The organism is Flavivirga algicola (assembly GCF_012910715.1).
Lineage (GTDB): Bacteria > Bacteroidota > Bacteroidia > Flavobacteriales > Flavobacteriaceae > Flavivirga > Flavivirga algicola.
Window position 1 is genome coordinate 23,634 of the sequence record NZ_JABBHF010000006.1, and the last position, 26,139, is coordinate 49,772.

Annotated in this window: 21 protein-coding genes; 13 read left to right on the plus strand and 8 right to left on the minus strand. The window is 33.6% G+C overall.

The annotated features are described in order from the left end of the window. Positions 1 to 9: 9 nt before the first annotated feature. The 4 genes from gap to HHX25_RS11255 all read left to right on the plus strand — a co-directional run bounded on the left by gap (position 10) and on the right by HHX25_RS11255 (position 4,335). Positions 10 to 1,011 carry a type I glyceraldehyde-3-phosphate dehydrogenase gene (gene gap / locus HHX25_RS11240; protein WP_169673187.1) on the plus strand — a complete coding sequence of 334 codons (1,002 nt, stop codon included), beginning with the start codon at positions 10 to 12 and terminating at the stop codon, positions 1,009 to 1,011. Between the two features lie 69 nt (positions 1,012 to 1,080). Beyond that, positions 1,081 to 1,941 (plus strand): N-acetylglucosamine kinase, encoded by an 861-nt coding sequence (locus HHX25_RS11245; RefSeq protein WP_169673189.1) that lies wholly within the window; start codon positions 1,081 to 1,083, stop codon positions 1,939 to 1,941. 132 nt (positions 1,942 to 2,073) lie between these two features. Beyond that, a complete protein-coding gene (locus tag HHX25_RS11250) occupies positions 2,074 to 2,874 on the plus strand; it encodes a 3-keto-disaccharide hydrolase (protein WP_169673190.1) in 801 nt (266 codons plus the stop codon). Positions 2,875 to 2,919: 45 nt separating this feature from the next. Beyond that, complete coding sequence (locus tag HHX25_RS11255; RefSeq protein ID WP_169673192.1) at positions 2,920 to 4,335, plus strand: ATP-binding protein; 1,416 nt, start codon at positions 2,920 to 2,922, stop codon at positions 4,333 to 4,335. A gap of 27 nt (positions 4,336 to 4,362) precedes the next feature. On the opposite strand, the gene HHX25_RS11260 is transcribed toward HHX25_RS11255, so the two are convergent. Both HHX25_RS11260 and HHX25_RS11265 read right to left on the minus strand, forming a co-directional pair. Continuing rightward, on the minus strand, positions 4,363 to 4,743 hold the full coding sequence (locus HHX25_RS11260; protein WP_169673194.1) for a RidA family protein: 381 nt from the start codon (positions 4,741 to 4,743) through the stop codon (positions 4,363 to 4,365). Positions 4,744 to 4,768: 25 nt separating this feature from the next. After that, positions 4,769 to 7,546 carry a putative LPS assembly protein LptD gene (locus HHX25_RS11265; RefSeq protein ID WP_169673196.1) on the minus strand — a complete coding sequence of 926 codons (2,778 nt, stop codon included), beginning with the start codon at positions 7,544 to 7,546 and terminating at the stop codon, positions 4,769 to 4,771. Positions 7,547 to 7,709: 163 nt separating this feature from the next. On the opposite strand from HHX25_RS11265, the gene HHX25_RS11270 reads away from it, so the two are divergent. The 8 genes from HHX25_RS11270 to bshA all read left to right on the plus strand — a co-directional run bounded on the left by HHX25_RS11270 (position 7,710) and on the right by bshA (position 18,261). Continuing rightward, positions 7,710 to 8,816 (plus strand): N-acetylmuramoyl-L-alanine amidase family protein, encoded by a 1,107-nt coding sequence (locus tag HHX25_RS11270; protein WP_169673198.1) that lies wholly within the window; start codon positions 7,710 to 7,712, stop codon positions 8,814 to 8,816. Between the two features lie 49 nt (positions 8,817 to 8,865). After that, a complete protein-coding gene (locus tag HHX25_RS11275) occupies positions 8,866 to 9,798 on the plus strand; it encodes an MlaD family protein (RefSeq protein WP_169673200.1) in 933 nt (310 codons plus the stop codon). A 5-nt stretch (positions 9,799 to 9,803) separates the two neighbouring features. Continuing rightward, on the plus strand, positions 9,804 to 11,117 hold the full coding sequence (locus HHX25_RS11280; RefSeq protein ID WP_169673202.1) for a (Fe-S)-binding protein: 1,314 nt from the start codon (positions 9,804 to 9,806) through the stop codon (positions 11,115 to 11,117). A gap of 34 nt (positions 11,118 to 11,151) precedes the next feature. Next, on the plus strand, positions 11,152 to 11,943 hold the full coding sequence (locus tag HHX25_RS11285) for a (Fe-S)-binding protein (RefSeq protein ID WP_169673203.1): 792 nt from the start codon (positions 11,152 to 11,154) through the stop codon (positions 11,941 to 11,943). A gap of 49 nt (positions 11,944 to 11,992) precedes the next feature. Then, the gene (locus HHX25_RS11290; protein ID WP_169673205.1) at positions 11,993 to 12,478 is read left to right on the plus strand and encodes an ABC transporter ATPase; all 486 of its coding nucleotides are present in this window, start codon (positions 11,993 to 11,995) and stop codon (positions 12,476 to 12,478) included. A 197-nt stretch (positions 12,479 to 12,675) separates the two neighbouring features. After that, positions 12,676 to 13,899, plus strand: coding sequence for a phosphoserine phosphatase SerB (serB, locus tag HHX25_RS11295; RefSeq protein WP_169673207.1), 1,224 nt, complete (start codon positions 12,676 to 12,678; stop codon positions 13,897 to 13,899). A gap of 267 nt (positions 13,900 to 14,166) precedes the next feature. Continuing rightward, positions 14,167 to 17,085: a glycoside hydrolase family 3 N-terminal domain-containing protein gene (locus HHX25_RS11300; protein WP_169673209.1), complete on the plus strand. Its 2,919-nt coding sequence runs from the start codon at positions 14,167 to 14,169 to the stop codon at positions 17,083 to 17,085. Positions 17,086 to 17,124: 39 nt separating this feature from the next. Beyond that, positions 17,125 to 18,261 carry an N-acetyl-alpha-D-glucosaminyl L-malate synthase BshA gene (bshA, locus tag HHX25_RS11305; protein ID WP_169673212.1) on the plus strand — a complete coding sequence of 379 codons (1,137 nt, stop codon included), beginning with the start codon at positions 17,125 to 17,127 and terminating at the stop codon, positions 18,259 to 18,261. A gap of 111 nt (positions 18,262 to 18,372) precedes the next feature. Here the strand turns inward: bshA and HHX25_RS11310 are convergent, their stop codons facing one another. Continuing rightward, positions 18,373 to 18,864 carry a hypothetical protein gene (locus HHX25_RS11310; protein ID WP_169673215.1) on the minus strand — a complete coding sequence of 164 codons (492 nt, stop codon included), beginning with the start codon at positions 18,862 to 18,864 and terminating at the stop codon, positions 18,373 to 18,375. Positions 18,865 to 19,013: 149 nt separating this feature from the next. Between HHX25_RS11310 and HHX25_RS11315 the strand changes: the two genes are divergently transcribed. Beyond that, positions 19,014 to 21,941, plus strand: coding sequence for an FAD-binding and (Fe-S)-binding domain-containing protein (locus HHX25_RS11315; protein ID WP_169673218.1), 2,928 nt, complete (start codon positions 19,014 to 19,016; stop codon positions 21,939 to 21,941). Positions 21,942 to 21,963: 22 nt separating this feature from the next. On the opposite strand, the gene HHX25_RS11320 is transcribed toward HHX25_RS11315, so the two are convergent. The 5 genes from HHX25_RS11320 to HHX25_RS11340 form a co-directional block, all read right to left on the minus strand. After that, positions 21,964 to 23,070, minus strand: a complete 1,107-nt coding sequence (locus HHX25_RS11320) for a DNA alkylation repair protein (RefSeq protein WP_169673220.1) — start codon at positions 23,068 to 23,070, stop codon at positions 21,964 to 21,966. 129 nt (positions 23,071 to 23,199) lie between these two features. Then, complete coding sequence (locus tag HHX25_RS11325; RefSeq protein ID WP_169673223.1) at positions 23,200 to 23,850, minus strand: hypothetical protein; 651 nt, start codon at positions 23,848 to 23,850, stop codon at positions 23,200 to 23,202. A gap of 111 nt (positions 23,851 to 23,961) precedes the next feature. After that, the gene (locus tag HHX25_RS11330; protein WP_169673226.1) at positions 23,962 to 24,339 is read right to left on the minus strand and encodes a nuclear transport factor 2 family protein; all 378 of its coding nucleotides are present in this window, start codon (positions 24,337 to 24,339) and stop codon (positions 23,962 to 23,964) included. Between the two features lie 59 nt (positions 24,340 to 24,398). Next, positions 24,399 to 25,088, minus strand: coding sequence for a helix-turn-helix transcriptional regulator (locus HHX25_RS11335; protein ID WP_169673229.1), 690 nt, complete (start codon positions 25,086 to 25,088; stop codon positions 24,399 to 24,401). 91 nt (positions 25,089 to 25,179) lie between these two features. Beyond that, on the minus strand, positions 25,180 to 26,037 hold the full coding sequence (locus HHX25_RS11340; protein WP_169673232.1) for a UDP-2,3-diacylglucosamine diphosphatase: 858 nt from the start codon (positions 26,035 to 26,037) through the stop codon (positions 25,180 to 25,182). Positions 26,038 to 26,139: the final 102 nt, after the last annotated feature.

Below are 26,139 nucleotides of genomic sequence, written 5' to 3' on the forward strand. Positions count from 1 at the left end.
AACAAGATTATGTCAAAATTAAAATTAGGAATTAACGGATTTGGAAGAATAGGAAGAATTGCTTTTAGAGTAGCAGCTTCTAGACCAGATATTGAAGTAGTTGGAATAAACGATTTACTAGATGTAGAGCATTTAGCATATTTATTAAAATACGATTCTGTTCACGGACAGTTTGATGGAACTATAGAAACAAACAATGGTAACTTAGTAGTTAACGGTAATGAAATTAGAATTACTGCCGAGCGTAACCCAGAAGATTTAAAATGGGATGCTGTTGGAGCAGAAGTTGTTTTAGATTGTACAGGTATCTTTACTAATCTAGAAGGTGCTCAAAAGCATATTACTGCTGGAGCTAAAAAAGTAGCTATCTCTGCACCATCTGCAGACGCACCAATGTTTGTAATGGGAGTTAACCATGATGAAATTACTGCAGATCATACAATTGTATCTAATGCATCTTGTACAACGAACTGTTTAGCACCTTTAGCTAAAGTAATTAACGATAAATTTGGTATAGCAGAGGGGTTAATGACTACAGTTCATGCTGCCACTGCAACACAATTTACTGTTGATGGGCCTTCAAGAAAAGATTACAGATTAGGAAGAGCTTCTTTAAATAATATTGTACCTGCATCTACTGGAGCAGCAAAAGCGGTTGGAAAAGTAATTCCAGAATTAAATGGTAAATTAACAGGTATGGCTTTTAGAATTCCTACTGTTGATGTATCTGTTGTAGATTTAACATGTCGTTTAGAAAAAAGCGCTTCTTTTGAAGATGTAAAAGCAGCTTTAAAAGATGCTTCAGAAAATGAATTAAGCGGTATTTTAGGATATACAGAAGAAGGTGTTGTATCTCAGGATTTCGTATCTGAACCAAAAACAAGTACATTTGATGCTAACGCAAGTATGGCATTAAATGATAACTTTATTAAATTAGTGTCTTGGTATGATAATGAGTTTGGTTATTCAACTAAATTAGTTGATTTGGCACAACACATTGGTTCCATATAAATTATTAATTCAGTCCACAGAATTATTTTGTATACAAAGTAATTCTGTGGATTTTTTATATATAAACTTATGATTTTAATTGTTGATAGTGGTTCTACAAAGTCCGATTGGATAGCAGTAGATAATAATGGTAATCAATTACTTGAAAAGATTCGTACAAAAGGACTTAATCCAGCTATTTTATCTGAAAAGAAACTAAAAAAGATAATTAAATCCAATAGTTTATTAAAAGAACATAAAAATAGTGTCACACATATTTTCTTTTATGGAGCTGGTTGCGGAACAGAAAAACCGGTCGCACTTTTAAAAGGAGCACTGGAATCTATATTCGTTAATGCTCATGTTGAAGTAAACGAAGATACCATGGCAGCGGTTTATTCGACGATTAACCATGATAAAGAAGCCGCAGTAGTTTGTATTTTAGGAACCGGATCTAATTGTAGTTACTATAATGGAGAGCAATTGGAGCAACGTGTTGTTTCTTTAGGTTATTCTGTTATGGATGATGCTTCTGGTAATTATTATGGACGTCAACTAATCAGGGACTATTACTTTAACCATATGCCAGAAGATGTTAAAGTTGCTTTTGGGACTAAATTCAATATGGAATCTGATTATATAAAGTATAATTTATATAAGCAACCAAACCCGAATGCATACTTAGCAAATTTTGCCGAGTTTATGTTCTTACACAAAGATTCAGAATACACGATCAACCTTATAAAAAAAGGTATTCGGTTATTTGCTGCCAATATGATTATGCAATATAGAGAGGAATTAAAAACGGTTCCAGTTCATTTTGCAGGATCTATAGCATATTTTTCTCAGGATGAAATCAAATCTGTAGCCCAAGAGATGGGATTCACAGTTGGCAATTTTGAAAGAAGACCTATTGAAGGTCTAGTTTCTTTTCACACTAAGAATTTATAGTATTTTAATAGCTTAATAAAATTATATATAAACTAAACGAAGTCTACACGTTTTTCATGTTTAGTTTCAATCGGTAATTCAGTATATTAGTCTTTTCTATCGTTTAATATATAATTTTAAAGGCTTCTATAAATGCGTAAATTCAAAATTTCGATGATACTCATCGTTGTTTTAGGTGTCACATCATGTGGCTCTAAAAGTTCAAAAAAGGCTAATAATAATGAAATTGACCAATGGGTACGACTCTTTAATGGCGAAAATTTAGATGGTTGGATCCCTAAGTTTTACCATCATGAACTGGGAGATAATTACGCCAATACGTTTCGAGTAAAAGATGGCGTTATTCAAGTTAATTATGATGGTTATAATGAGTTTGGTGATCGGTATGGCCATTTATTCTATAACAAACCATTTTCTTCCTATCACTTAAAATTTGAATATAGGTTTACGGACCAATGGATGAAAGATGCCGCATCATATACCTATAGAAACAGTGGGATTATGTTTCATTCTCAAGCTCCTAAAACCATACTAAAAGAGCAAAATTGGCCCATATCGGTCGAATACCAGATTTTAGCAGAAGAAAAGGAAGGTGTATCAAGACCAACTGGGAATATGTGTTCACCTGGTACCGAAATCTTTGTAAACAACGAAATGGCCACCCGCCATTGTGTATCATCATCTTCTAAAACGTATAAATGGGATGAATGGATTAAAGGCGAACTGCTTGTTCATGCCGACTCACTCATTATACACATGGTAAATGGCAAAGAAGTGCTTAGATATACGAAACCGCAAATAGGGGGCGGGACTACTAAAGGATATAATCCAGCAGTTAAAATTGATGGAAAAAAGTTAACAGAAGGCTATATTGGTTTGCAGGCCGAAGGGCAAGGCATAGAATTTAGAGAAATAAAAATAAAGGAATTATAAAGTTTTGATATAATTTTGAATAAGTTTGTTAAAACGTACTAATAAATGGGCTTTTTCTCGCATGTAACCAGATCTATAAAAAAAAGAAAGGTATTATCTTTCTTTATTTTTATTTCTATAGTTACAATTCTATTGGGAGGCTATTTATTTCTCGAAAAGATAATTGTTTTAGAAACCATAGCATTGTTCTTGTTTTTTCTAACGACAATCCAAGTTTTTGTTCTACAGTACTTTTTTAAAAATCAATTAAAAAATGATACCAGACAGCGAAATTTATATCTGAGAATTGAAGAGTTAAAAGAAAGCCTTGAAGAATCTGATAAAGTCGTTGAGTATAAATCAATTTATTTAACTAATATGAGTTACGAGATTCGTACGTTGCTCAGTACTGTTTTAGGTATGTTAAATATGTTGAAGCAGACGGATCTTAATGATGACCAGAAAGCACAAGTAGAAATTGCAGAATATTCTTCGAGACATCTATTGCAGTTAGTGAATATGGTGACCGATAATGCCGATGTGCAATCGGGAGGTCTCGAATTGGACGTATCAGCAATCGATTTAAAATCAGATCTATCTCACCTTTTTAAAGTTTTTGAATATCAAGCTTGGGAAAAAGGTCTCGAATTTGATTTCAAGTTCTTATATGAAGAGAAGGATACCTTTATGGTTTTAGGTGATTCCGCTAGAATTCAGCAAGTATTAATTAATTTGATTAATAATGCCATAAAGTTTACTAACTCAGGAAAAATATCTATTATAGTTGATCAAACTATAGGTATTGACGACGATCAAATAGTAACATTTTATGTTAAAGATACAGGTATTGGTATACGGCAAGAGGAAATTAAGCGAATTTTCGACAATGCTTCAAGCCCTTACGATGCTTCTATGATGAGAGATTATAGGGGAGGAGGTATTGGACTTTCTATTTCACATCAGTTGGTAAAACTAATGGGAGGTGAATTGAATTTAGAAACCAAAGAAAATGAGGGGTCGACTTTCTATTTTAGCTTACAGTTAAAAAAGACATTAAATATTAAAGCTGAAAATGTCGAAATAAAACCAATCTTTTTGGATAAATTTAATGTCTTGGTTGCAGAGGATAATAGGATGAATCAAAAAGTAATTAAATTTTTACTGGAACGACAAGGTGCCGATTGTATTTTTGTTAAGAATGGTATTGAAGCTGTTGAGCTATATAAAATTTTAGATTTCGATATGGTGTTTATGGATATTTATATGCCAGATATGGATGGTTATCAAGCAACTAAAGCCATAAGGGCAACCGAAAAGTATACAACTAAAAATACGCCAATAATTGCCGTTTCTGCCAGTGCTTTTGAAGAAGATATAGCTAATGCCAAACTGGCTGGAATAGATGAGTTTTTAGCAAAACCAATAGATACAGACCAACTAAAAAACTTATTAATTAAATACTCAAATAGAAAAGATACATAGGCAAAAAAACATTTTCTTTTTTGCTTTTCACTTAATAGCAATCATGCTAATTTCTACATTAACATCTTTTGGTAACCGAGCAACCTGTACCGTTTCTCGAGCTGGCGCTGTATCATCATTAAAATAACGACCATACACCTCATTTATCTGGGTAAAATCATCCATGTTACTAATAAAAATGGAAGTTTTTATAACATGATCAAAAGTCATATTTGCCGCCTCTAGAACCGCTTTAAGATTTTGCATAACTTGTCCTGTCTCTGTTTTTATATCTTTCAAAACAAGGGCTCCTGTTTCTGGATTTAGGGCAATTTGCCCAGAAGTATATAAAGTATTGCCACTTAGTACTGCCTGATTATAGGGGCCAATAGGAGCTGGTGCTTTAAATGTTGTAATTATTTTTTTCATTGTAAATACGTTTCTTTTCAATTACCTAGAGCGTAATATCTGGTTGTCTTCGTTTTTCATATTTTAAATCTTTTAAAATACTTGACTTAATACCAATAAAGAAATTCCATGAACTTCTTGTACTAAAGGGTACCCAACTAAAATTCATACGCCAACTCAATAAATCACGTTCAAAACGTAGTTGTGTATAGGTAAAACCAGCATTCTTTAAATCGTATCCAGATGATGCCCCGATGGACCATTTAGGAGACAATTCTATATCTCCAGAAAACATGAGCGAGTGTGAAGAAATTTCGTTTTGCCGTCTAGAATTAGAATAGTTCACAGCATACGCTAAACGCAGATTCCAAGGTATTTTATAATTATAATGGTCACTAGGAGGCTTTTCTTTGTCATCATCATCGTTATTGATCTGTTGATTGGCAAAATCTTCAGAAACACCAAACAGATCATCTGCTCGACCACCACTACGTAAATTTTCTTCAAGATTTTTATCTTTTTCTTTGCTATCGCCATTTTTACTCGATAAAGACCAACTAGCCGTTGCATTGGCACTTGTTAATCTAAAAAGGCTTCCACCATTATCAATGTTAAACTGATTGATTTTTCTGTTATTATTATCCAGAGCATAAGGGTCTAAAGTAGCTCCAAAATTCAAACTCAGCTTATTGTCGAAAAGTTGGGTACCACCACTTACCCTTACAGGGCTCCAGTTCAGTGAATCACCAGCAATATTATAAGATGTAGAAAAATTTAAATTATTTAATAGGATGACTTTTTTAGGTTCGGTTGCCGTACTATCTTTATCACGGACTTTGGCTTCAAAATTATTTGAAAGCGAGAATCCTACAGAGCTTGAAAAATTATTACTAGGAGAACCGCCAACTGCTAATTCTTGAAAACGTGTATATTCTAAGTCGGTATTACTTAGAATTACATCTCGTTCTCCTTCTGTTAATCCATCAGCATTTATTACCTCGGCATTTTCATAATATCTATCAAAAGCAGGGTTTATGTTATAGCTTATTGAAGGTCTAATGACATGTCTTATGGCTTTTATTTTTGGGTCTTTGCCTTCTTTTTCAAAATTAAACATCCCATAAATAGTCGTACCTAAACTAGAACTAAAATTATAAGTCCTAAAAGAGTCAAATCCATTGATGGTCTCTTTGATGGTTTTACGTTCTGCAATATCATAAGATTCCTTTATAGTTTTAAAAGTCCAAACTTCATTAAAATTAGTACTGGCACTAAGACTAAAATATTTAAATAATTTAAAATTGGTACTTAATGGGATGGTATGTTGAAAACCTGTTTTGGCATCATCAAACATTTCTTTTTTGAAGAAAAGGGAGTCTGTTGTTTGAATTCTATTTTCACCTCTTATATTGTATTGTAAATTTATATTTTGAATAATGCCTTTTTTAGATCCAGTTTTTGAAGCAAATGGGTACATTCTGCCAACACTCCCTTGAAATGTTGGAAGTGTCATGTTTATAACCTCGGTATTGGTATTTTGTGAATGTGTAGCTGTTAGGCTAAAATTTACCTGGGGTTCTCCTTGAAACGATTTAGAGTATGATACAGATGATGATAAAGTATTATTTAAAAAGGCTCCTGTGTTTACCTGATTTACAGAAGAACGGTAATAGGTACTACTACCCAGGTTAACTGAAGCTGAAAATCGCGAATTAGGATTTGCTTTAGCATCTTGACTATGAGACCACCTTAGGTTATAAATAGTACTTCTGGAATAATCTGGAAAACCTCGTTCACTATTAATGATGTTTTCATATCTAAACCCTAAATTACCTCTAAACCTGTAGCGTTTGGCGTACGTACTTTCTAATCGCAGACCATAACTGCCATTGGTATAGTAATCTCCAATAGCTGCTAAATCTATATAATCGCTAATGGCAAAATAATAACCGCCATTTTGTAAAAAGAATCCGCGGTCGTTTTGCTCTCCAAAGGATGGTATGATTAACCCAGAAGTCTGTGTTTCACTTTGAGGAAAAAAGGCAAAAGGGACACCAATAGGGGTTGGTACATCATATATAAATAAATTGGCTAAGCCTGTAACTATTTTTTTACCAGGGACAATTTTTGCTTTTCGAAGTTTAATATAATACTCAGGGTCTTCTAGATCAACCGCAGTGGTATATTTAGCATTTCTCAAGAAATAAACAGAATCATTTTCTTTCTTGGTAATTTGTGCAATGACAGTTCCTTCGCCTTGTTCTGTTTTAGAGTTAAATATAAGCGCCTTTTTGGTTTCAGTATTAAAAATAATGGAATCGGGCTCTACCACATTATTACCCTGAGTAAAAACAGGTTTTTGGGTATAGCCCTCAATAGAGTCCGTTATTCCTTTAGCATATACTGTATTTTTTGTGTAATCAATAACAATGCTACCAGAAGTGATGTTCATATCGCCATAATCTATTTTGGCCTGGTTATACAAGTAAAGCTTTTGTTTTTTCTGGTTAAATTTGGTGTAATCTTCGGCATGATAGATAACAATATTTTCTAAAAGATCTTTTTTAGGAGGAACAGAATCGGTTAATGTGGAATCCTGGCTTTTTTCAGAAATCTCAGGAACAAGAAGACTGTCAGTACTAACAACCACACTGTCTCTAACACTTTGTTTAATAGTTTTTCCCTTTTTTGGAATATCTTGTGCAAAGCTTAACGTGTTAATAAACACTGTAAAACTTAGTGCAAAAAGTATTTTAAAGTTGTTTGTATGCAACGCTTTTAAATGTATTTTTGTAAAAGTATGGCTCGGTTTTTGAAAAGCCAAAATTACATATATTTTTCTGTGATTGATTTAATAATCAGTTAAAAATTTAAAATTAAAATAAACCGAGTTTTTAATCGATAGAACTCTTAATAAACCTCTTTGTTAAAACGGCAAATATATTAAGGTGTTGCATGTTTTCGATTAAAATAAATTTATATACCACATGAAAACGCACAGAGTATTACTTTTCGTATCCTTTATAATAGTATTAACATTTTCATCATTTATAGAAAAAGATGGAAATTCTAATAAAGATAAGTTTGTCGTTGTTTTAGATGCTGGTCATGGTGGTCATGATCCAGGTAATCTAGGCAATGGGTATAAAGAAAAGGATATTGCCCTAAAAATAGTTTTAGAGGTTGGAAAACTACTCAAAAAAGACCCTAATATAGAAGTTATTTACACACGAAAAAAAGATGTGTTTATCGATTTGTTTGTTAGAGGACAAATTGCCAATAAGGCCAATGCAGATTTATTTGTATCTGTACACTGTAATTCTCATAGCTCGCAAGCTCATGGAACAGAGACATTTGTACTAGGGACGCACAAGAATCAAACGAATTTTGAAGTGGCTAAAAAGGAAAACTCGGTGATTTTTCTTGAAGATGATTATGAAAAAAATTATGCAGGCTTCGATCCTAATTCACCAGAATCTGTTATGAGTATATTATTGAGCCAGGAAGAATATCTGGATCAAAGTATTTCACTGGCAAGTTTAATACAAAAAAAGTTTACCAATACATTGAAACGTAAAAACAGAGGGGTTAAACAGGCAGGGTTTATTGTTTTACATCAAACAGTTATGCCAAGTGTTTTGGTTGAAACAGGTTTTTTAACATATAAAAAGGAAGGATCTTATTTAAACTCTAAAAAAGGTCAGCAGCAAATTTCCAGATCTATTGCTAATGCAATCTTGGAGTATAAAAACAGTTTGGATAAAAATATAAATGATTTTTCAAACGATGGTGATATCGTCATAGAACAACCTGATGAACCGACCTTGGAAGGGATTGTTTTTAAAGTTCAAATTGCTGCAGGATCTACACCACTTGAAACCAAGCCTTATAATTTTAAGGGATTGCAAGGTGTGTCTCGTTTAAAAGACGGCCATGTCTATAAATACTTCTATGGCGCTACATCTAATTATGATAAGATAAAAGAACTAGAAGCGGAAGCCTCAGAAAAAGGATATGCTTCAAGTTTTATTGTAGCTTTTAAAGATGGAAAAAAAATGGCATTGATTGATGCTTTAAAAACAACTACGAATTAAGCTGTTTCTTTCAAATTTATTTTAAATTTGTTTTCTAATACATTATAGTTTGAAAATATCAAAAGAAGTTAAAACAGGCATATTAGTAATATTAGGGATTGTCCTATTCATTTTTGGATTTAATTATTTAAAAGGTCAAAACCTGTTCGATTCCACAAATGTTTATTATACCGAGTTTGATTATAATGCCTTGAGCCAATCGTCATTGGTAACGGTTAAAGGAAATCCCGTAGGGAAAATTAAAGATATTGCTTACGATTTTAAAACTGGAAAAACCAGAGTTGCATTTTTTGTAAATGAAGAATTAAAGTTTTCAAAAAATAGTATTGTAAGGCTTTATGAAACCAGCTTAATGGGAGGGAATGCTATAGCTATCATTATGGCAGAAGATGGAGAAACTGCAAAACCAGGGACCGTTTTGAAATCTGAAGTAGAAACAGGCTTGGTATCCAGCCTTTCAAAGAATTTTTCAGGCATTAGCAGTGAGCTTAATTCTACGTTAAGAGCAACAGATACCTTGTTTACAAGTTTAAATACATTTGTTAATGATCATTCTGAGGCAGGCTTAAAAAGCACCATTAGAGAGTTAAATGAAACCCTAAAATCTTTCAAGACAACATCAAATACCGTTAATCGTGTTATATCAAAAAATGATAAAAATATAACAGGTATTCTAGAAAAGTTTAAGGCTACCAGTGATGGTTTGGCAGCATTGACTACGGAATTAAAAAATGCCAATGTAGGTACAACGGTAGAAAACTTGAACAAAACCCTGAACAATTTAAATGGCATATTAACGGCCCTTGAAAAGGGAGAAGGCTCTATGGGGAAACTTCTAAAAGATAAAGCGTTATACAATAATTTAGAAGGTGCCACCAAAGAAATGGAAGCTTTATTGAGAGATATCAAGTTGCACCCAAAACGCTATTTTAGAATTTTATCAAAAAAGGAAATTCCATATAAAGAAGAGGAAACTAAATAAACCTTATGCAATATTTACCTAATATTCTTTTTGCTATAATACTAATTGCTGGTATTGGTTATTTTGTTAAAAATGTAAAAAAGCTTAGTCGAAATATTAAATTGGGCCGTGATATAGATGTTAGTGATAATAAATCACAACGTTGGAAAAACATGGCCATGATTGCCTTAGGGCAAAGTAAAATGGTACGCCGACCTATTGCAGGTTTTTTGCATGCTATCGTATATGTTGGTTTTATAATAATTAATATGGAGGTTTTGGAAATCATCATTGATGGTATTTTCGGAACCCATAGAATAGGCTTAAAAGTCTTACCACAATCTTTTTACGGGTTTTTAATTGGTGCTTTTGAGGTATTAGCAGTTTTGGTATTTGTGTCTGTTATTTTATTTTGGATACGCAGGAATGTCATAAGGCTGCAACGATTCTGGAAAAGTGAAATGACCAGCTGGCCTAAAAATGATGGGAATAACATTTTATATTTCGAAATGGTACTTATGACTTTGTTCTTGGTTATGAATGCCACAGATATTCATTTCCAAACGATGAACTCAGGTAATGTTATCAGTCAGTTTATAGCTCCTTGGTTTAGTGGTTTATCAAATGGTACATTGCATTTTATTGAAAGAAGCGCATGGTGGTTGCATATTATAGGTATACTCATTTTCTTGAATTATCTTTATTTTTCAAAGCACTTACATATTTTATTAGCTTTTCCAAACACATTTTATGGCAAACTACAGCCTAAAGGACAGCTGGATAATTTAGAAGCGGTTACCAAAGAAGTTAAAATGATGATGGATCCTAACATCGATCCGTTTGCAGCACCCGCAGAAGGGACTGAAGGAGATATCCCTGCTAAGTTTGGAGCTAGTGATGTGCAGGATTTAAGCTGGGTGCAATTATTGAATGCTTATACGTGTACGGAATGTGGTCGTTGTACCAGCGAATGCCCTGCTAATCAAACAGGGAAGAAACTATCGCCTCGTAAGATTATGATGGATACCAGAGACCGTTTAGAAGAGGTTGGTAAAAATATAGATACCAATAAAGGCGAGTTTAAAGACGACGGAAAGCAGCTATTGGATCATTATATAACCCGGGAAGAGCTTTGGGCTTGTACTTCATGTAATGCTTGTGTAGAGGCTTGCCCAGTAAGTATAGACCCTCTATCCATTATTTTAGATATGCGTCGTTATTTGGTGATGGAACAATCTGCAGCTCCTACAGAATTAAATAATATGATGACCAATATTGAGAACAATGGGGCGCCATGGCCATATAATCAAATGGATCGATTAAATTGGAAGAACGAATAGTTTATTATATAAATTCAAAAAATCAAAATAAAAAATGAGCGAATTACTAAAAGTGCCAACCATGGCAGAATTTATGGCTCAAGGCAAGCAACCAGAAGTATTATTTTGGGTTGGTTGTGCAGGTAGTTTTGATGATAGAGCAAAAAAAATCACAAAGGCTTTTGTTAAATTATTGAACAAAGCTAATGTCGAGTTTGCCGTATTGGGAACCGAAGAGAGTTGTACAGGAGATCCTGCAAAGCGCTCAGGAAATGAATTTTTGTTTCAAATGCAGGCGGTAACTAATATAGAAGTATTAAATGCTTACGAAGTTAAAAAAATAGTGACAGCTTGCCCACATTGTTTTAATACAATCAAAAATGAGTACCCAGAACTAGGAGGTAATTATGAGGTTATGCACCACACACAGTTTTTAAAAACGTTGTTGGATGAAGGCCGATTAACTGTGGAGGGCGGACAGTTTAAAGGTAAGCGTATTACATTTCATGACCCTTGCTATTTAGGTAGAGCCAATAACGTATATGAAGCTCCAAGAGAACTTATACGAAAGTTAGAAGCAGAATTGGTTGAAATGAAAAATTGCAGACGCAACGGTTTATGCTGTGGAGCAGGAGGCGCACAAATGTTTAAAGAACCAGAAAAAGGTGATAAAGACGTTAATGTTGAAAGAACAGAACAGGCATTAGACGTAAAACCAGAAATTATTGCAGCAGGTTGTCCATTTTGTAATACCATGATAACCGATGGCGTTAAGGCTAAAGAAAAAGAAGCCGATGTTGATGTTATGGATATCGCTGAGCTTATTGCTAATGCTCAGGATTTATAGTTTTTATCATTCCTACCTAAGTAGGATCCACTTTATTTAACTCATTAAAATGTTAGTAGATTTTAACATATTACCAGAAGAATCACGCGTTTGGATTTACCAGGCAAATCGCTCATTTACAGAGCGGGAGATAGAAGAGATACAGTCTAAGTTAAATACCTTTATAGAGAATTGGACAGCTCATGGAAGCGATTTACAAGCAGGGTATTTAATTAAGTACAAACGCTTTATTATTATAGGTTTGAACCAAAGTTTAAATGCAGCTACAGGTTGTTCGATTGATGCTTCGGTCCATTTCATTCAACAATTAGAAAAAGCATACAATATTGACTTAATGGATAAAATGAATGTGTCCTACAAACAAGGTGAATACATTGCCTATAAGCCGCTTATTGACTTTAAGAAAATGGCAAAGGACAAAGCCATTTCTAAAAATACCATTGTATTTAATAATTTAGTGACTAATATTTCAGAATTTAAAGAAAATTGGGAAGTTCCAGCTAGTGAGAGTTGGCATAGTAGGTTTATTAAATAAGCTTATTTATAATTTCGAAATTTCAGCAAAATCATTGCCTGACTAGAAAAAGAAAAGGCGATTAATTCTGGATCATCGTTTCATATTTATTTTCTGCCAAAAAAATATAAGATAGCAAGGTATTTACCCTAAAAAAACTTTTATATATCAAATAGAATAATGATTTTTACAGCTTTCAAAAGCGTAAATATGAAATTATGGCTAACGATATAATTCTACTAAATATTTCTGGGCAAGATAAACCTGGATTAACCTCTAGTTTAACATCTGTTTTATCCCAATATGGAGCCAAAATATTAGATATTGGACAGGCAAATATTCATGATACATTGTCTCTGGGTATGCTATTTGAAATTAAGTCTGGGGCAAAATCGGCGGCTGTACTAAAAGATATACTTTTTAAAGCTTATGAGTTGGGGATTACAGCGAAGTTTACGCCAATTACACTCGAAGATTACGAAAAATGGGTAAACTCGCAAGGAAAAGATAGGTATATAGTCACTATTTTAGGAGAAAAACTAGCAGCTGAGCAAATATCGGAAGTCACTAAAGTCATTTCAGAAAAGAATTTAAATATAGACTCTATTAAAAGGCTAACGGGGCGTTTATCTTTAGTAAGGCCCGAAGAATATCCCAGAGCATCTATCCAGTTATCGATTCGAGGAAAGATTGATAACAAAGCAGAAATGACTGCAAAGTTTATGGAAATTTCAAGAGAATTGGATGTGGATATTGCTTTTCAGGAAGATAATATTTATAGAAGAAACAGACGCTTAGTTTGTTTTGATATGGATTCTACATTAATACAAACCGAGGTTATTGACGAACTGGCTGAATTAGCTGGAGTTGGAGAGGAAGTAAAAGCCATTACAGAATCTGCTATGCAGGGAGAAATTGACTTTACCGAGAGTTTTAAGCGTCGTATGAAATTGCTTAAAGGCTTAAGTGAAGACGTGCTTCATAATGTGGCTATTAATTTACCTATAACCAAAGGCGCTAAAAGACTTATAGATACTTTAAAAAGTTATGGGTTTAAAACAGCTATTCTATCGGGTGGCTTTACTTACTTTGGACACTATTTAAAAGAAGAATTGGGTATGGACTATGTCTATGCTAACCAATTAGAAATTAAAGATGGTGTTTTAACTGGTGGCTACCTTGGGGATATTGTGGACGGTAATAAAAAAGCAGAATACCTTAAAGAAATTGCTAAAAATGAAGAAATAGATATCAGTCAAACCATTGCAGTTGGTGATGGCGCGAATGATCTTCCTATGTTAAATCTGGCAGGGTTAGGGATTGCCTTTCACGCAAAACCAACGGTAAAAGATAATGCACAAAGCTCAATATCGAGTATAGGCTTGGACGGTGTGTTATATCTATTGGGCTATCACGATAGGCATATTGATTTAATTGAATAAAAGGATCCGATTCGTAGAAAACAGTATGGGCTTGCTCAAACCTAAAATTATACAGGCTTCAATAATTTAATTAAAAGTATCCAGAGTTTAAAAGGAATAGATAAATACTTGATAGAGAGCACTAATATTAATACTTTATAAAATAGTAGTTGGTTATTTCTATAAAAATCTACCCTAAAGTCTTTTTATCTTCTCTTTAAAAGTATTAATTTGGCATCATTATTAGTATTAAGTTAATAGCTATTAACGCTTCTAATCCATTCTTTTATGCGCCATATCTTTTTTATAGGAATATCCTTTTTTACAATCTTTTCTGTATTTGGTCAAGTGACTAAAAACCCATTGCTTGCTGATGATGAAAAAGCTCAGAAAAAATGGGTAGATAGTATTTATGAATCTATGACTTTGGCAGAGAAGGTCGGACAATTATACATGGTACAGGTAATGTCTGATCAAGATGCCGATTCAAAAAACAAAATTGTTCAGCTCATTAAAGATTATCATATTGGTGGTTTAATTTATTCAAATGGCGGTCCTGTTAGGCAAGCAAGATTAAATAATGAATTACAGTCATTTTCCAAAACACCATTATTGATTGGAATGGATGCAGAGTGGGGGCTTAGCATGCGTTTAGATTCTACTTATGCCTTTCCATGGAATATGACTTTGGGAGCTATAAAGGACAATGACCTCATAGAAGAAACAGGTAAAAAGATAGGCGAACACTGTAAACGTCTAGGAGTTCATTTTAATTTTGCTCCTGTTGTCGATATTAATACAAACCCTAAAAATCCCATTATTGGAAATCGATCTTTTGGAGAAGATCGTGATAATGTCACCGAAAAAGCTCTGGCTTTTATGAAAGGTATTCAAGAAGCAGGTGTATTAGCCAATGCAAAACATTTTCCTGGTCACGGCGATACAGATCAAGATTCGCATGAAACGTTACCAACTATAAACTTTAATGCAAAACGCATTGATTCTATTGAGTTATATCCCTATAGAAAACTTATTAAGAAAGGGCTTTCCAGTGTTATGGTAGCACATTTAAACGTGCCTAGTTTAGAACCCCGATCTGGCTACCCATCTTCATTATCAAAGCATATTGTTACGGATATTTTAAAAGACTCCCTAGGTTTTCAAGGGCTTATATTTACTGATGCACTAACTATGAAAGGAGCGTCAGATTTTAGTGAAACGGGCGATATAGATTTAGCAGCCTTTAATGCTGGAAATGATGTGATGCTCATGTCTGAAGATGTAGGTATAGGTGTTTCTAAAATTATTGATGCTTGTAATAAAGGAGATATTACAGAAGAGCGTTTAGCACATTCGGTTAAAAAAATATTACTGGCTAAATATAAAGTAGGATTACATAATTACGAACCTATTGGGCTTTATGGTCTAACAAAGGACTTAAATAGGCTCGAAGATGATATTTTGTATGAAGAATTAATAGAAGATGCTATTACTGTTGCAAAAAATGATAGACATTTAATACCCTTAAGGCAACTAGAAACTAAAACAATTGCCTACGTGAGTATGGGAGATGATAGTGGTTTGGCATTTTTTAATGAATTAAAAAAATACACGAAAGTACATCATATTACAGCCAATAATTTAGATGAATTAATTAAAAAGCTTCAAGTATATAATACGGTCATTGTCGGTTTGCATCGTTCAAATGATAGTCCGTGGAAGGACTATCAATTTACTAATAAGGAATTAGTTTGGTTACATGAAATAGCACGAACACATACCGTTATTTTAGATGCCTTTGTAAAACCTTATGCGCTTTCAGAATTAAAAAGTATTGAAAATATAGAAAGTATCGTAGTTAGTTATCAAAACAGTGATATAGCCCAGCGAAAATCGGCACAGCTCATTTTCGGAGCTATTGCAGCCAAAGGACATTTACCGGTATCTGTAGGTGACTTTTTCAAAGCTGGTGATGGACATCACCTCAATGCCATTAAAAGATTGGGCTATACCATTCCAGAACGTGTTGGGATGAATTCCCAGAAATTAAAACGTGTGGATTCTTTAGCATTACATGCTGTAAAACATAAGATGACACCTGGTATTCAATTATTAGTTGCAAGAAAAGGGCAGGTTATTTATAACAAGAGTTTTGGAAAACATACCTACAAAGGAAAGAATGAAGTGGAATTTGATGATATTTATGATGTCGCATCTTTAACCAAAATATTGGCAACATTGCCTTTAATGATGGAGTTAGAAGAACAGGGTATTGTATCATTAAATAGCAAGCTTTCAAAAATATTACCAGAGTATAAAGGCTCTAACAAAGAAAATATAACCATTAAAAGTATGCTGTCCCATTATGCTAGATTAAGACCATGGGAGCCATTTTATTACCATACATTAGACACTGTTACTAAACGCCCCAGTAAAAAATATTATAGAGGAAAAAGAACGGGTAAATTCAATATAGAAGTTACCAGAAATTTGTTTTTACGCTCTGATTATAAGGATTCTATAAATGGTATTATTAAAGATTCAGAACTATTAACAAGGCTGCGATATAGATATAGTGACTTTCCTTATTACATTTTAAAGAAATTTATTGAAACACATTACGACAAAACTCTTGATGAATTAGTACAGGATCATTTTTATCAATCATTAGGAGCCAATAATACATTGTATAACCCATACCATAAAATAAGTAGCAAAAAGATCGTTCCTACCGAAGAAGACGATTATTACAGATACCAAAAGGTACATGGTTATGTACACGATATGGGAGCCGCTATGCAAGATGGTATTGGGGGACATGCAGGTATTTTCAGTAATGCTAATGATGTGGCAAAGATTTTACAGATGTACTTGCAAAAGGGCTTTTATGGAGGTAAGCGTTATTTGAAATCAGAAACTATAGATAAGTTCAATACTTGTTATTATTGTAGTAAAGGAAATAGAAGAGGGGTTGGGTTTGATAAGCCACAATTAGGGGAAGAAGGCCCCACATGTGGTTGTATCTCGATGACAAGCTTCGGACATTCAGGATTTACAGGTACTTATGCCTGGGCAGATCCTGAAGAAGAAATAGTTTATATCTTTTTAGCTAACAGGACCTACCCCAAAGCAGGTAAGAATCTATTGTTGAAAGAGAATATTAGAACCGAGATACAACGCTTAATTTACGAAGCGATAGAAGATTAAATAGAGCGCTGATCAAGAAAAGAAAATTGATATACATAAATGAAAATAGGAATTGTTTGCTATCCAACATTTGGAGGAAGTGGTGTTGTTGCTACAGAACTTGGTTTAGAACTATCTAAACGTGGGCATGAAGTCCATTTTATTACCTACAACCAACCCGTTAGATTGGAGCTGTTAAGTAATAATGTGCATTACCACGAGGTAACTGTTCCAGAATACCCATTGTTTCACTATCAACCCTACGAGCTGGCTTTATCTAGTAAGCTAGTAGATATGGTGAAGCTTCATAAGATAGATATTTTACATGTACATTATGCCATTCCACATGCTTACGCGGCGTATATGGCAAAAAAAATGTTGCAGGAAGAAGGTATTTATGTTCCTATCGTGACAACATTGCATGGTACAGATATTACCCTGGTAGGGAGCCATCCATTTTATAAGCCAGCAGTGACATTTAGTATTAATAAATCTGATGCAGTAACGGCAGTATCCCAAAGTTTAAAAGACGATACATTACGACTGTTTGACATTAAGAACGATATTCATGTTGTGCCAAACTTTATTGATTTAGATAAGTATAAGCACAGTTATACAGATTGCCAGCGTGCCATTATGGCGAACGATAATGAACGTATCATTACGCATATTAGTAATTTGCGCCCTGTAAAACGAGCTCAAGACGTTATTTCTGTGTTTTATAATATCCAAAAAGAAATGCCCGCAAAGCTTATGCTGGTTGGAGAAGGGCCAGAGCGGGAAAGAATAGAGTTGCGTTGTCAGGAGTTAGGGATTCTGGACAAAGTTATTTTCTTTGGAAAGAGTAATGAAATAGATAAGATATTATGTTTTAGCGACTTGTTCTTATTGCCTTCAAAAACAGAGAGTTTTGGTCTAGCTGCATTAGAAGCTATGGCATCTTGCGTACCAGTAATATCAAGTAATACAGGAGGTATTCCTGAGGTCAATGCACATGGAGTATCTGGGTTTTTAAGTCATGTAGGCGACGTAGACGATATGACAAAAAATGCCCTTTATATTTTAAGTGATGAAGAACGTTTACAGACTTTTAAGGATAATGCAAGAAAAGAAGCCTTAAAATTTGATTTGCATGCTATTGTACCACAGTATGAAGCTATTTATGAGGATACTTTGGCCAAATGTTTGATACTGTAGTAACTATAATTCCGAAAGACGCATTCAATGTTCTATGTTCATGCTAAAAAAAATGGTCGGTATTTCTCCGACCATCGATAGCCAATAAAGGCTCTTATATATTTTTCTAGTTTAGAATTGATAACGAATACCTAAAGCAATATCAAAATCTAAATCGTTATTATCATAAATGTCATCACCAAAACCAATTTCTGGTCTGAAATCTAACGATAATAATAATGGAATTTCAAAATTATATTCAATACCAATGTCTCCAGCTGCAAAAACAAATGTATCGGTTACATCGTTTCCACCAGGTACATCAAAGCTAAAAGAACCTATACCACCACCAGCACCAACATACCAATTAAAAGAACCATCTAGTGGAAATATCCATTGGTATAATCCAGCAAGTTTAAAGCCGTCAAAGTTATTCCCATCTCGCCATCCCAAATCCAATTCTAATCTATTGTTATCACCTAAAGCACGTTGATAAGATACTTCAGCACCAAATCCGTCACTGTCACCTAATCGTAATCCAATAGCATTTTCTGAAATACTTTGAGCGCTAGAGACAAAAGTGAACCCTAAAATAGCAACTGATAATAAAAATAATTTCTTCATAAGTTTAAAGTTTTGTTTGATTAATGATATACGATATCTTTCGCAAAAAAGATTATTCTTTTAATATTTGATTGGTTAAACAAAAATAACGCCAAAATTGTATTTATATTTAACATCTTTTTTAGATTTATAAACATATTTATTAAACAATGGGGCTCACTCCACATTTACAAGGATTAAGCAGTCAGCTTTCTGGCGAATTATATTATGACGATTTAATAAAATCTATATATGCGACCGATGCTTCTGTATATAGAATACGACCACTGGCTGTAGCGTATCCTAAAAGTAAACAGGATATAAAGCTGTTAATCGCTTTTGCCAAGGCACATAAAATATCTTTAATTCCAAGAACCGCAGGGACTTCACTTGCAGGACAATGTGTTGGTGAAGGCTTGGTGGTAGATGTATCTAAATATTTTACCAAAATTTTAGATTTTAATGAAAAAGAACAAACCATTACCGTGCAGCCAGGTGTGGTAAGAGATGCATTGAATAACTATTTGAAACCGTTTGGTCTGTTTTTTGGCCCCAATACATCAACCTCTAATAGATGTATGATAGGCGGTATGGTTGGTAACAATTCCTCTGGGACAACGTCGATAAAATATGGCGTAACACGCGATAAAGTGATAGCATTACAGACTGTTTTAAGTGATGGTAGCGATGCTGTTTTTGGTGAAATAACTTCAGATAAATTTGTTGAGAAGACAAAAGAGAACTCTTTAGAAGGACAGATTTACAAAACTATCTATTCGGAACTCATTTCAGAAACCGTTCAAAAAAATATCGTTGATAATTTTCCGAAACCAGAGATACATAGAAGAAACACAGGCTATGCTATTGACGAATTAATTAAATCTGATGTGTTTACAGATACTTCTGAAAAGTTTAATATGTGCAAACTGCTTTCGGGAAGTGAAGGAACTTTGGCCTTTACCACACAAATTACTTTAAAGTTGGACAAACTTCCTCCAAAGGAAGGCGTTATGGTTGCAGCACATTTTGATAGTATAGAAAATTGTTTAAAAGCGGTTGAGCCTGTTATGAAACATAATTTGTATACCTGTGAAATGATGGATAAAACCATTTTAGATTGTACAAAACATAATAAAACACAACAGGAAAATAGGCGCTTTATAGAGGGAGATCCCAAAGCTATTTTAATGTGTGAAGTCCGCGCAAATAATATAGAAGATGTAGAAGGATTGGTAAATAACTTATTGGAAGATATAAAGTCTTCGGGCTTAAGTTATGCGTATCCTATACTTAAAGGCGAAGCGATTAACAAAGCAAACAATTTACGAAGTGCAGGATTAGGGCTTTTAGGTAATATTATAGGCGATAAAAAAGGAGTTGCTTGTATAGAAGATACAGCAGTAGCATTAGCAGATTTATCCAATTATATTGCAGATTTTGCAAAACTTATGACAGGTTATAATCAAGAGGCTGTATATTATGCACATGCTGGTGCTGGGGAAATCCATTTGCGTCCAATTTTAGATTTAAAGAAACAAACAGATGTTGACTTGTTTAGAAAAATAACAACAGATGTGGCGTATTTGGTAAAGGAATACAAAGGCTCTATGAGTGGAGAGCATGGAGACGGTATTGTGCGTTCTGAGTTTATTTCAATGATGATTGGCGATGAAAACTATAACATACTAAAACGAATAAAGAAGGCATTTGATCCTGATGCCATTTTTAATCCAGGTAAGATTGTTGAAGCATGGCCAATGGATGCTTCATTGCGTTATGTTTCTAATAGAACAGAACCAGAAATAGATACCTTACTTGATTTTTCGAAATCTATGGGCATATTACGTGAAGCAGAGAAATGTAATGGCTCTGGGGATTGTAGAAAACTTCCTGAATTTGGTGGTACCATGTGTCCAAGTTATCGGGCCACTCGGAATGAAAAAGATACCACAAGAGCCAGAGCTAATGCGTTGCGTGAGTTTTTAACGAATTCAGATAAAGCCAATAAGTTTGATCATAAAGAATTAAAAACGGTTTTCGACTTATGTTTAAGTTGCAAAGCATGCGCCAGTGAATGTCCAAGTAGTGTCGATGTAGCCAGTTTAAAGGCCGAATTTCAATACCAATACCAGAAAGAAAATGGTGTAACATTACGAACAAAACTGTTTGCTTATAACAATAGGCTAAATAGTATTGGAAGTAAATTTCACAGGCTTACCAATTTTATGTTTAGCAATGGTTTAACGTCATCAATTTTAAAAAAGTCTTTTGGGGTAGCAAAAGAAAGAAGCTTGCCCTTAATTTCAGAGCAAAGTTTGAATGCGTATTATAAAAACTTTGAGATAATAAGAAATAAAGGTAATTATATTAAAAAAGTGTATTTGTTTAATGATGAGTTTACTAATCATTTGGATACACAAATTGGTATTGATGCCCTGGAACTTTTAAAAAGCTTGAATTATTTTGTAGAAGTGATCGATCATGTTGAATCTGGACGGGCATTTTTATCGAAAGGACTTTTAAAACAGGCTAAAGATTTTGCTAATAAAAATGTAGCTTTTTTTAAAGATAAAATTTCAGAAGAAACCCCATTGCTAGGTATTGAGCCATCTGCTATTTTAACTTTTAAGGATGAATATTTAAAATTGGCGGATGATAAAGCTTCCGCAGAAAACATAGCCAAGTCTACTCTTTTAATAGAAGAATTTATTCAACAAGAGATAGCTTTGGGGCATATTACGGAAGAGCAATTCACGCAGCAAGAAAGAACGATTAAGTTTCATGGGCATTGTCACCAAAAAGCTATGAGCAATCAATTATCGAGTTTTGCCGTTTTAAACCTACCCAAAAATTATAGGGTCACAATCATTCCTAGTGGTTGTTGTGGTATGGCTGGAAGCTTTGGTTATGAAAAAGAACACTACGAAGTAAGCATGAAAATAGGGGAGCAAACACTATTTCCTGCCATTAGAAAAGCGCCAGAAGCTGTTATTATTTCTGCCAACGGAACCAGTTGCAGACATCAAATAAAGGATGGTACGCAACGAGAAGCAAAACATCCAATTAGTGTTTTAAAAGAGGCGTTAATAAGTGCCTGACACCCTGTTTTGGTGATAATATTTATTTTATAAGTTCAAAATCCAATATCTCCACTTCTTTGCCATTGATGATTATAGAAATTTGATGTTTGCCAATATGGAACTTACGGGTCGTAATGATTTTGAATGATTGTTTTCTATGTATACTTGTGGTAGATTTTTTTGGATATTCCTTTTCACTTATTTTAAAGACCTTTCTCGATAAAGAACCATTTGCTTTTTGATAGTAAAGACCATATTCTAATCGGATTTTTGAAACTTTATCACTTGTGTTGGTAAGTTTTAATGAAAACTCTACCGATGCGCCAATTTTAACTTTAGGAGTCAATATTTTAAAATCGGTTACTTTAATTTTATCAATAGCCCCAAAGCCAAACAATACCATAACTTCTGTATTCCCTTGTTTTAAAAGGGTTCTACAGGCGTGTTTAACCAACCAATCCGTTTCACTAGTTTTACCATGCCATGCCTTAACAAGTGCAATAACGGTTTCTGGATGATCTTTAGAGATATCGTTTAAATTATTTGCTACACTTCTTCGCACATATTCAGACGGATCGTTTTTTAAATTTTTAAGGATAGGAATAATAGGTTCTGGGTTTTCTTTTAAAGCAGGAAGTGCCATGGCCCAAGGAAGTCTTGGTCTGCAACCTTCTGAGGCCAGCCGTCTAACCGAGAGATGTTTGTGTTTAGACCAAAGGTGCATTTGTTCCATCATACTTTCTTGATATTTTATTATAAAAGGTCTTACGGCAAATTCACAGCTCACAAATTGCGTTATGGTTTCGAAAGCATTTATGGATGTTTCATAATGATCTAAACCAAAAAGCTCTATAAAATCTGGAAAAAAAATATACTCTAAATTATCGGGTTTAACACCTTTTTTTTCTAGTACAGGGATAAGCTTTAGCAGCGTGTCGACATTTGTATTAAAATCATCAAACAAATGGTTTTTCAGCACAAGGGTGATATGGCGCATGCGCTGTTTTAACTCCCTGTTTTCCCATTCAGAGTCGTATATGTCTTTTAGAAAAACGGTTTTATCGAAATCTAAAACGACTTCTTGAACTGATGCAGTAAATCTGTCAAAGAATTTAGTATGGTATATATTTTTGAGTAATTCTGCCATTATTTTTTTTATTGTAGCTAAATTTAATGTTTAATATCTATTAAGAGTACAGTCGAGATGTTATAATATGTAATATCTTTAAAATCTCAACTGTACTCGAACTAATATAGTATAAAGTCTAGTTATGTATTAACGTTCGGTATCTATTTCTACGTTTAAATGTGAGAATTCCATAGAGGTTTCATCTATCATTGCAAAATATTTTTGAGCCAATGGATCTTCTAAGATGTGCTTGGATGCTTTTTCTGCACTTTTCAGGTCAGTCCAGTAAACGATATCTGTCCATTTCCCATCATCCGTTATGGAAAGCTTTCTTGAAATATAACCGTTATATTTTTCTAATATTGGGTTTATGTTTTTCGCCGCATCAACCATTTGATCTTTTGTGAATTCTGGTTTTGTTTTAAAAAGAACTAATTCAACAACTTTAGCATCTCCCTGTTTAGGAGTGGTCATAATTAGTGGTGAGGTGATTAGCATTTTACTTCTTTCAGTATCTGGGATCATAGTTGCAAAAAATGCTTGGCATATTTCGCTTTTCATTTCAATTTCAGATGCATCTTCAAAAGCTTTAACATTGGTATAATAGACAAGATCTACCAATAGATCAGGTTCTTTATTGGAGAATGTCATTTTTCGGCCTAAATAACCTTCAAATTTGTCAACCATGGGATCCACAGCTCTGGAAAGTTCCATAATCTTATTTTTGGAATATTCGGGCTTGGTTTTTTCCATTACAATGACTATTGTGCCAACCTTTTCTTTTTTTTCTGTTTGCATTTTTTCTTTTTTTTGAGCGTTACAGCCAAAAAGAATTAAGAAGGCTGATAACGTGATTAATTGTTTCATTTTTGTATGTTGTTTATGTGTTAAAATCCTGTAACAGTCTAGTTATAGAACACTTTGCCATAGAATTTTGTCGATTAACCAAGTGTCCTCTTTTATAAGAAATAGATAATCACAGCCTTTTCTATTTGGGGCCCAATCCATTTCAAGTTTTACAACAGCAATTTTTTCCTGTAAGTCGAGAATTTGAACTTTTGCTTCAGAATCAGGCATAATACCATTTTTATTGTAATCTGCTACCCAATTTTTGATTTCTGAAATTTCAGTTGTAGAAACATCTGTCCAGTCACCAGATTCATAGTCGTACATAAAACCAGTTTTTGTGGCATTTTTAGAGAAAAAGTCATCAATTAAGCTAATATCCATGTTTTTAAAAGCTAACGGGTACTTTTTCGAAATTTGGATGATTTCATTTTGTTCCATTTATTTATTTTATAGTTAATAATGAAACAAAAGTAAAATGGGGGAGTGACAGCCTTATGTCAACTAGATTCTGTAAATCTGCTAAAATATTTTGAAAGACTAAAATCATGCTGATAATCAAAGGTTTCAAAAGTGGGATTTATCCTTGAAATTCGATCCAGCCTAAATTCTCTTATTTCCTTCCTTAGTCTACAATACGCTATGGCTATCCATGCTTTATCTGTATAATAAACACCTAAAGGTTCAATTTTCCTTAGTGTTTGCTCATCTTTATAAATAGAATGATAAGCGATTTCCAAAACTTTGGTGTTGGTAATAGATTTTTGAATTGTCGATAACCAATTACTTTCAAAGACTTCTTTTTTTAAAGAAGGTGTTATTCTGTTTTCTAATTTGGTAATATTTTCTTTTTCAAAACTCCTTAGAACCGATTTGATTTTTATGAGTACGGAATTAAAATCCTTAATAAGCGAAGCATCTCCTTGGTTGGAAATGAGTTTTTCAGAAACAATCAAAGCGTTGGCTTCTTCTTCTGTAATCATTATGGGAGGGAGGGAATAACCATCAACGATGAAATACCCAATGCCATTTTCCGAGCCAATAGGAACGCCAGCCTCCTGCAGTGTTTTAATATCTCGATAAACGGTTCGTAAACTAATTTCAAACCGATCGGCAATCTCTTTAGCTGTAACTACTTTTTTAGATTGCAATTGGATAAGAATTGATGTTATTCTGGTGAGTCTGTTCATTGAAATCAGATATCTGTAATTGTAGATGAACTGACAAAATTAACGGAATTTTATTAGAAAAATATGATTGAAGCTATAATTTAGAAGGATACTATTTAGATTTTTTATTTCCTTTTTCTTGCTGCTCTACAATAGTAATAGCGGCAATTAAGTCTTTAACTTCCAGGTTCTCTATATCTTCATCGACATAAAAAGGAGCAAATTTATCTTTATTATAATTATATATTTTCCAACGGTTAAATTGATATTCAAGAGCCGTGAAGTTTTCAACCCAATCTCCAGAATTTAAATACATGGTTTTACCATATTTATTTTCTTTGTATTCCATTTTTGGTTGATGAATGTGCCCGCAAACCACATAATCATAACCATTTTCAATAGCTAAATCAGAAATAACTTTTTCATAATCATTAATATATTTGACGGCACTTTTAACCCCGTTTTTAATCTTTTTGGATAATGAATAGCGCTCTTTGCCTTGTTTTTCTAAATACCAATTTACCAAACGGTTTAGGAGTGTTAGCAAATCGTAGCCATAGCCGCCCAGTTTAGCAAGCCATTTAGCATTTTGGATAGAAACATCAAAAACATCACCATGAAAGAACCAAGCCTTTTTGCCATTTAATTCTAAAACAAGTTTATCCACAATAGATATATTGCCAATGGTTGTATTACTAAATTTACGTAACATTTCGTCATGATTTCCTGTAATATAAATGATATCGACACCATCAGAGGACATGTCCATAATCTTTTTAATGACTTTTAAATGCGACTTAGGAAAGTAACGTTTGCTAAATTGCCAGATGTCAACAATATCTCCATTTAAAACCAGTTTTTTAGGTTCGATACTATTTAAATAAGTAAGAAGATGTTTAGCGTGACAGCCATACGTTCCCAGATGCACATCTGAGATTACTGCGATTTCTATTTTTCGTTTAATTTTCAATAAAGGAGGCCTTAGGATTATTTTACAAATTACAGGTTTTTATATTATGTAAATATTATCTTATAATTATTTAAATATCAGTATTGTGTTAAACAATTGTTA

What these genes read in the sequence shown, in the direction of transcription:
- HHX25_RS11250 (WP_169673190.1), top strand. Translation starts at nt 2,074, where the DNA reads ATGCGTAAATTCAAAATTTCGATGATACTCATCGTTGTTTTAGGTGTC.
- HHX25_RS11335 (WP_169673229.1), bottom strand. Translation starts at nt 25,088, where the DNA reads ATGAACAGACTCACCAGAATAACATCAATTCTTATCCAATTGCAATCT.
- HHX25_RS11280 (WP_169673202.1), top strand. Translation starts at nt 9,804, where the DNA reads ATGCAATATTTACCTAATATTCTTTTTGCTATAATACTAATTGCTGGT.
- HHX25_RS11300 (WP_169673209.1), top strand. Translation starts at nt 14,167, where the DNA reads ATGCGCCATATCTTTTTTATAGGAATATCCTTTTTTACAATCTTTTCT.
- HHX25_RS11325 (WP_169673223.1), bottom strand. Translation starts at nt 23,850, where the DNA reads ATGCAAACAGAAAAAAAAGAAAAGGTTGGCACAATAGTCATTGTAATG.
- HHX25_RS11255 (WP_169673192.1), top strand. Translation starts at nt 2,920, where the DNA reads ATGGGCTTTTTCTCGCATGTAACCAGATCTATAAAAAAAAGAAAGGTA.
- HHX25_RS11245 (WP_169673189.1), top strand. Translation starts at nt 1,081, where the DNA reads ATGATTTTAATTGTTGATAGTGGTTCTACAAAGTCCGATTGGATAGCA.
- HHX25_RS11310 (WP_169673215.1), bottom strand. Translation starts at nt 18,864, where the DNA reads ATGAAGAAATTATTTTTATTATCAGTTGCTATTTTAGGGTTCACTTTT.
- HHX25_RS11290 (WP_169673205.1), top strand. Translation starts at nt 11,993, where the DNA reads ATGTTAGTAGATTTTAACATATTACCAGAAGAATCACGCGTTTGGATT.
- HHX25_RS11285 (WP_169673203.1), top strand. Translation starts at nt 11,152, where the DNA reads ATGAGCGAATTACTAAAAGTGCCAACCATGGCAGAATTTATGGCTCAA.
- HHX25_RS11270 (WP_169673198.1), top strand. Translation starts at nt 7,710, where the DNA reads ATGAAAACGCACAGAGTATTACTTTTCGTATCCTTTATAATAGTATTA.
- HHX25_RS11260 (WP_169673194.1), bottom strand. Translation starts at nt 4,743, where the DNA reads ATGAAAAAAATAATTACAACATTTAAAGCACCAGCTCCTATTGGCCCC.
- bshA (WP_169673212.1), top strand. Translation starts at nt 17,125, where the DNA reads ATGAAAATAGGAATTGTTTGCTATCCAACATTTGGAGGAAGTGGTGTT.
- HHX25_RS11315 (WP_169673218.1), top strand. Translation starts at nt 19,014, where the DNA reads ATGGGGCTCACTCCACATTTACAAGGATTAAGCAGTCAGCTTTCTGGC.
- HHX25_RS11320 (WP_169673220.1), bottom strand. Translation starts at nt 23,070, where the DNA reads ATGGCAGAATTACTCAAAAATATATACCATACTAAATTCTTTGACAGA.
- serB (WP_169673207.1), top strand. Translation starts at nt 12,676, where the DNA reads ATGGCTAACGATATAATTCTACTAAATATTTCTGGGCAAGATAAACCT.
- HHX25_RS11330 (WP_169673226.1), bottom strand. Translation starts at nt 24,339, where the DNA reads ATGGAACAAAATGAAATCATCCAAATTTCGAAAAAGTACCCGTTAGCT.
- gap (WP_169673187.1), top strand. Translation starts at nt 10, where the DNA reads ATGTCAAAATTAAAATTAGGAATTAACGGATTTGGAAGAATAGGAAGA.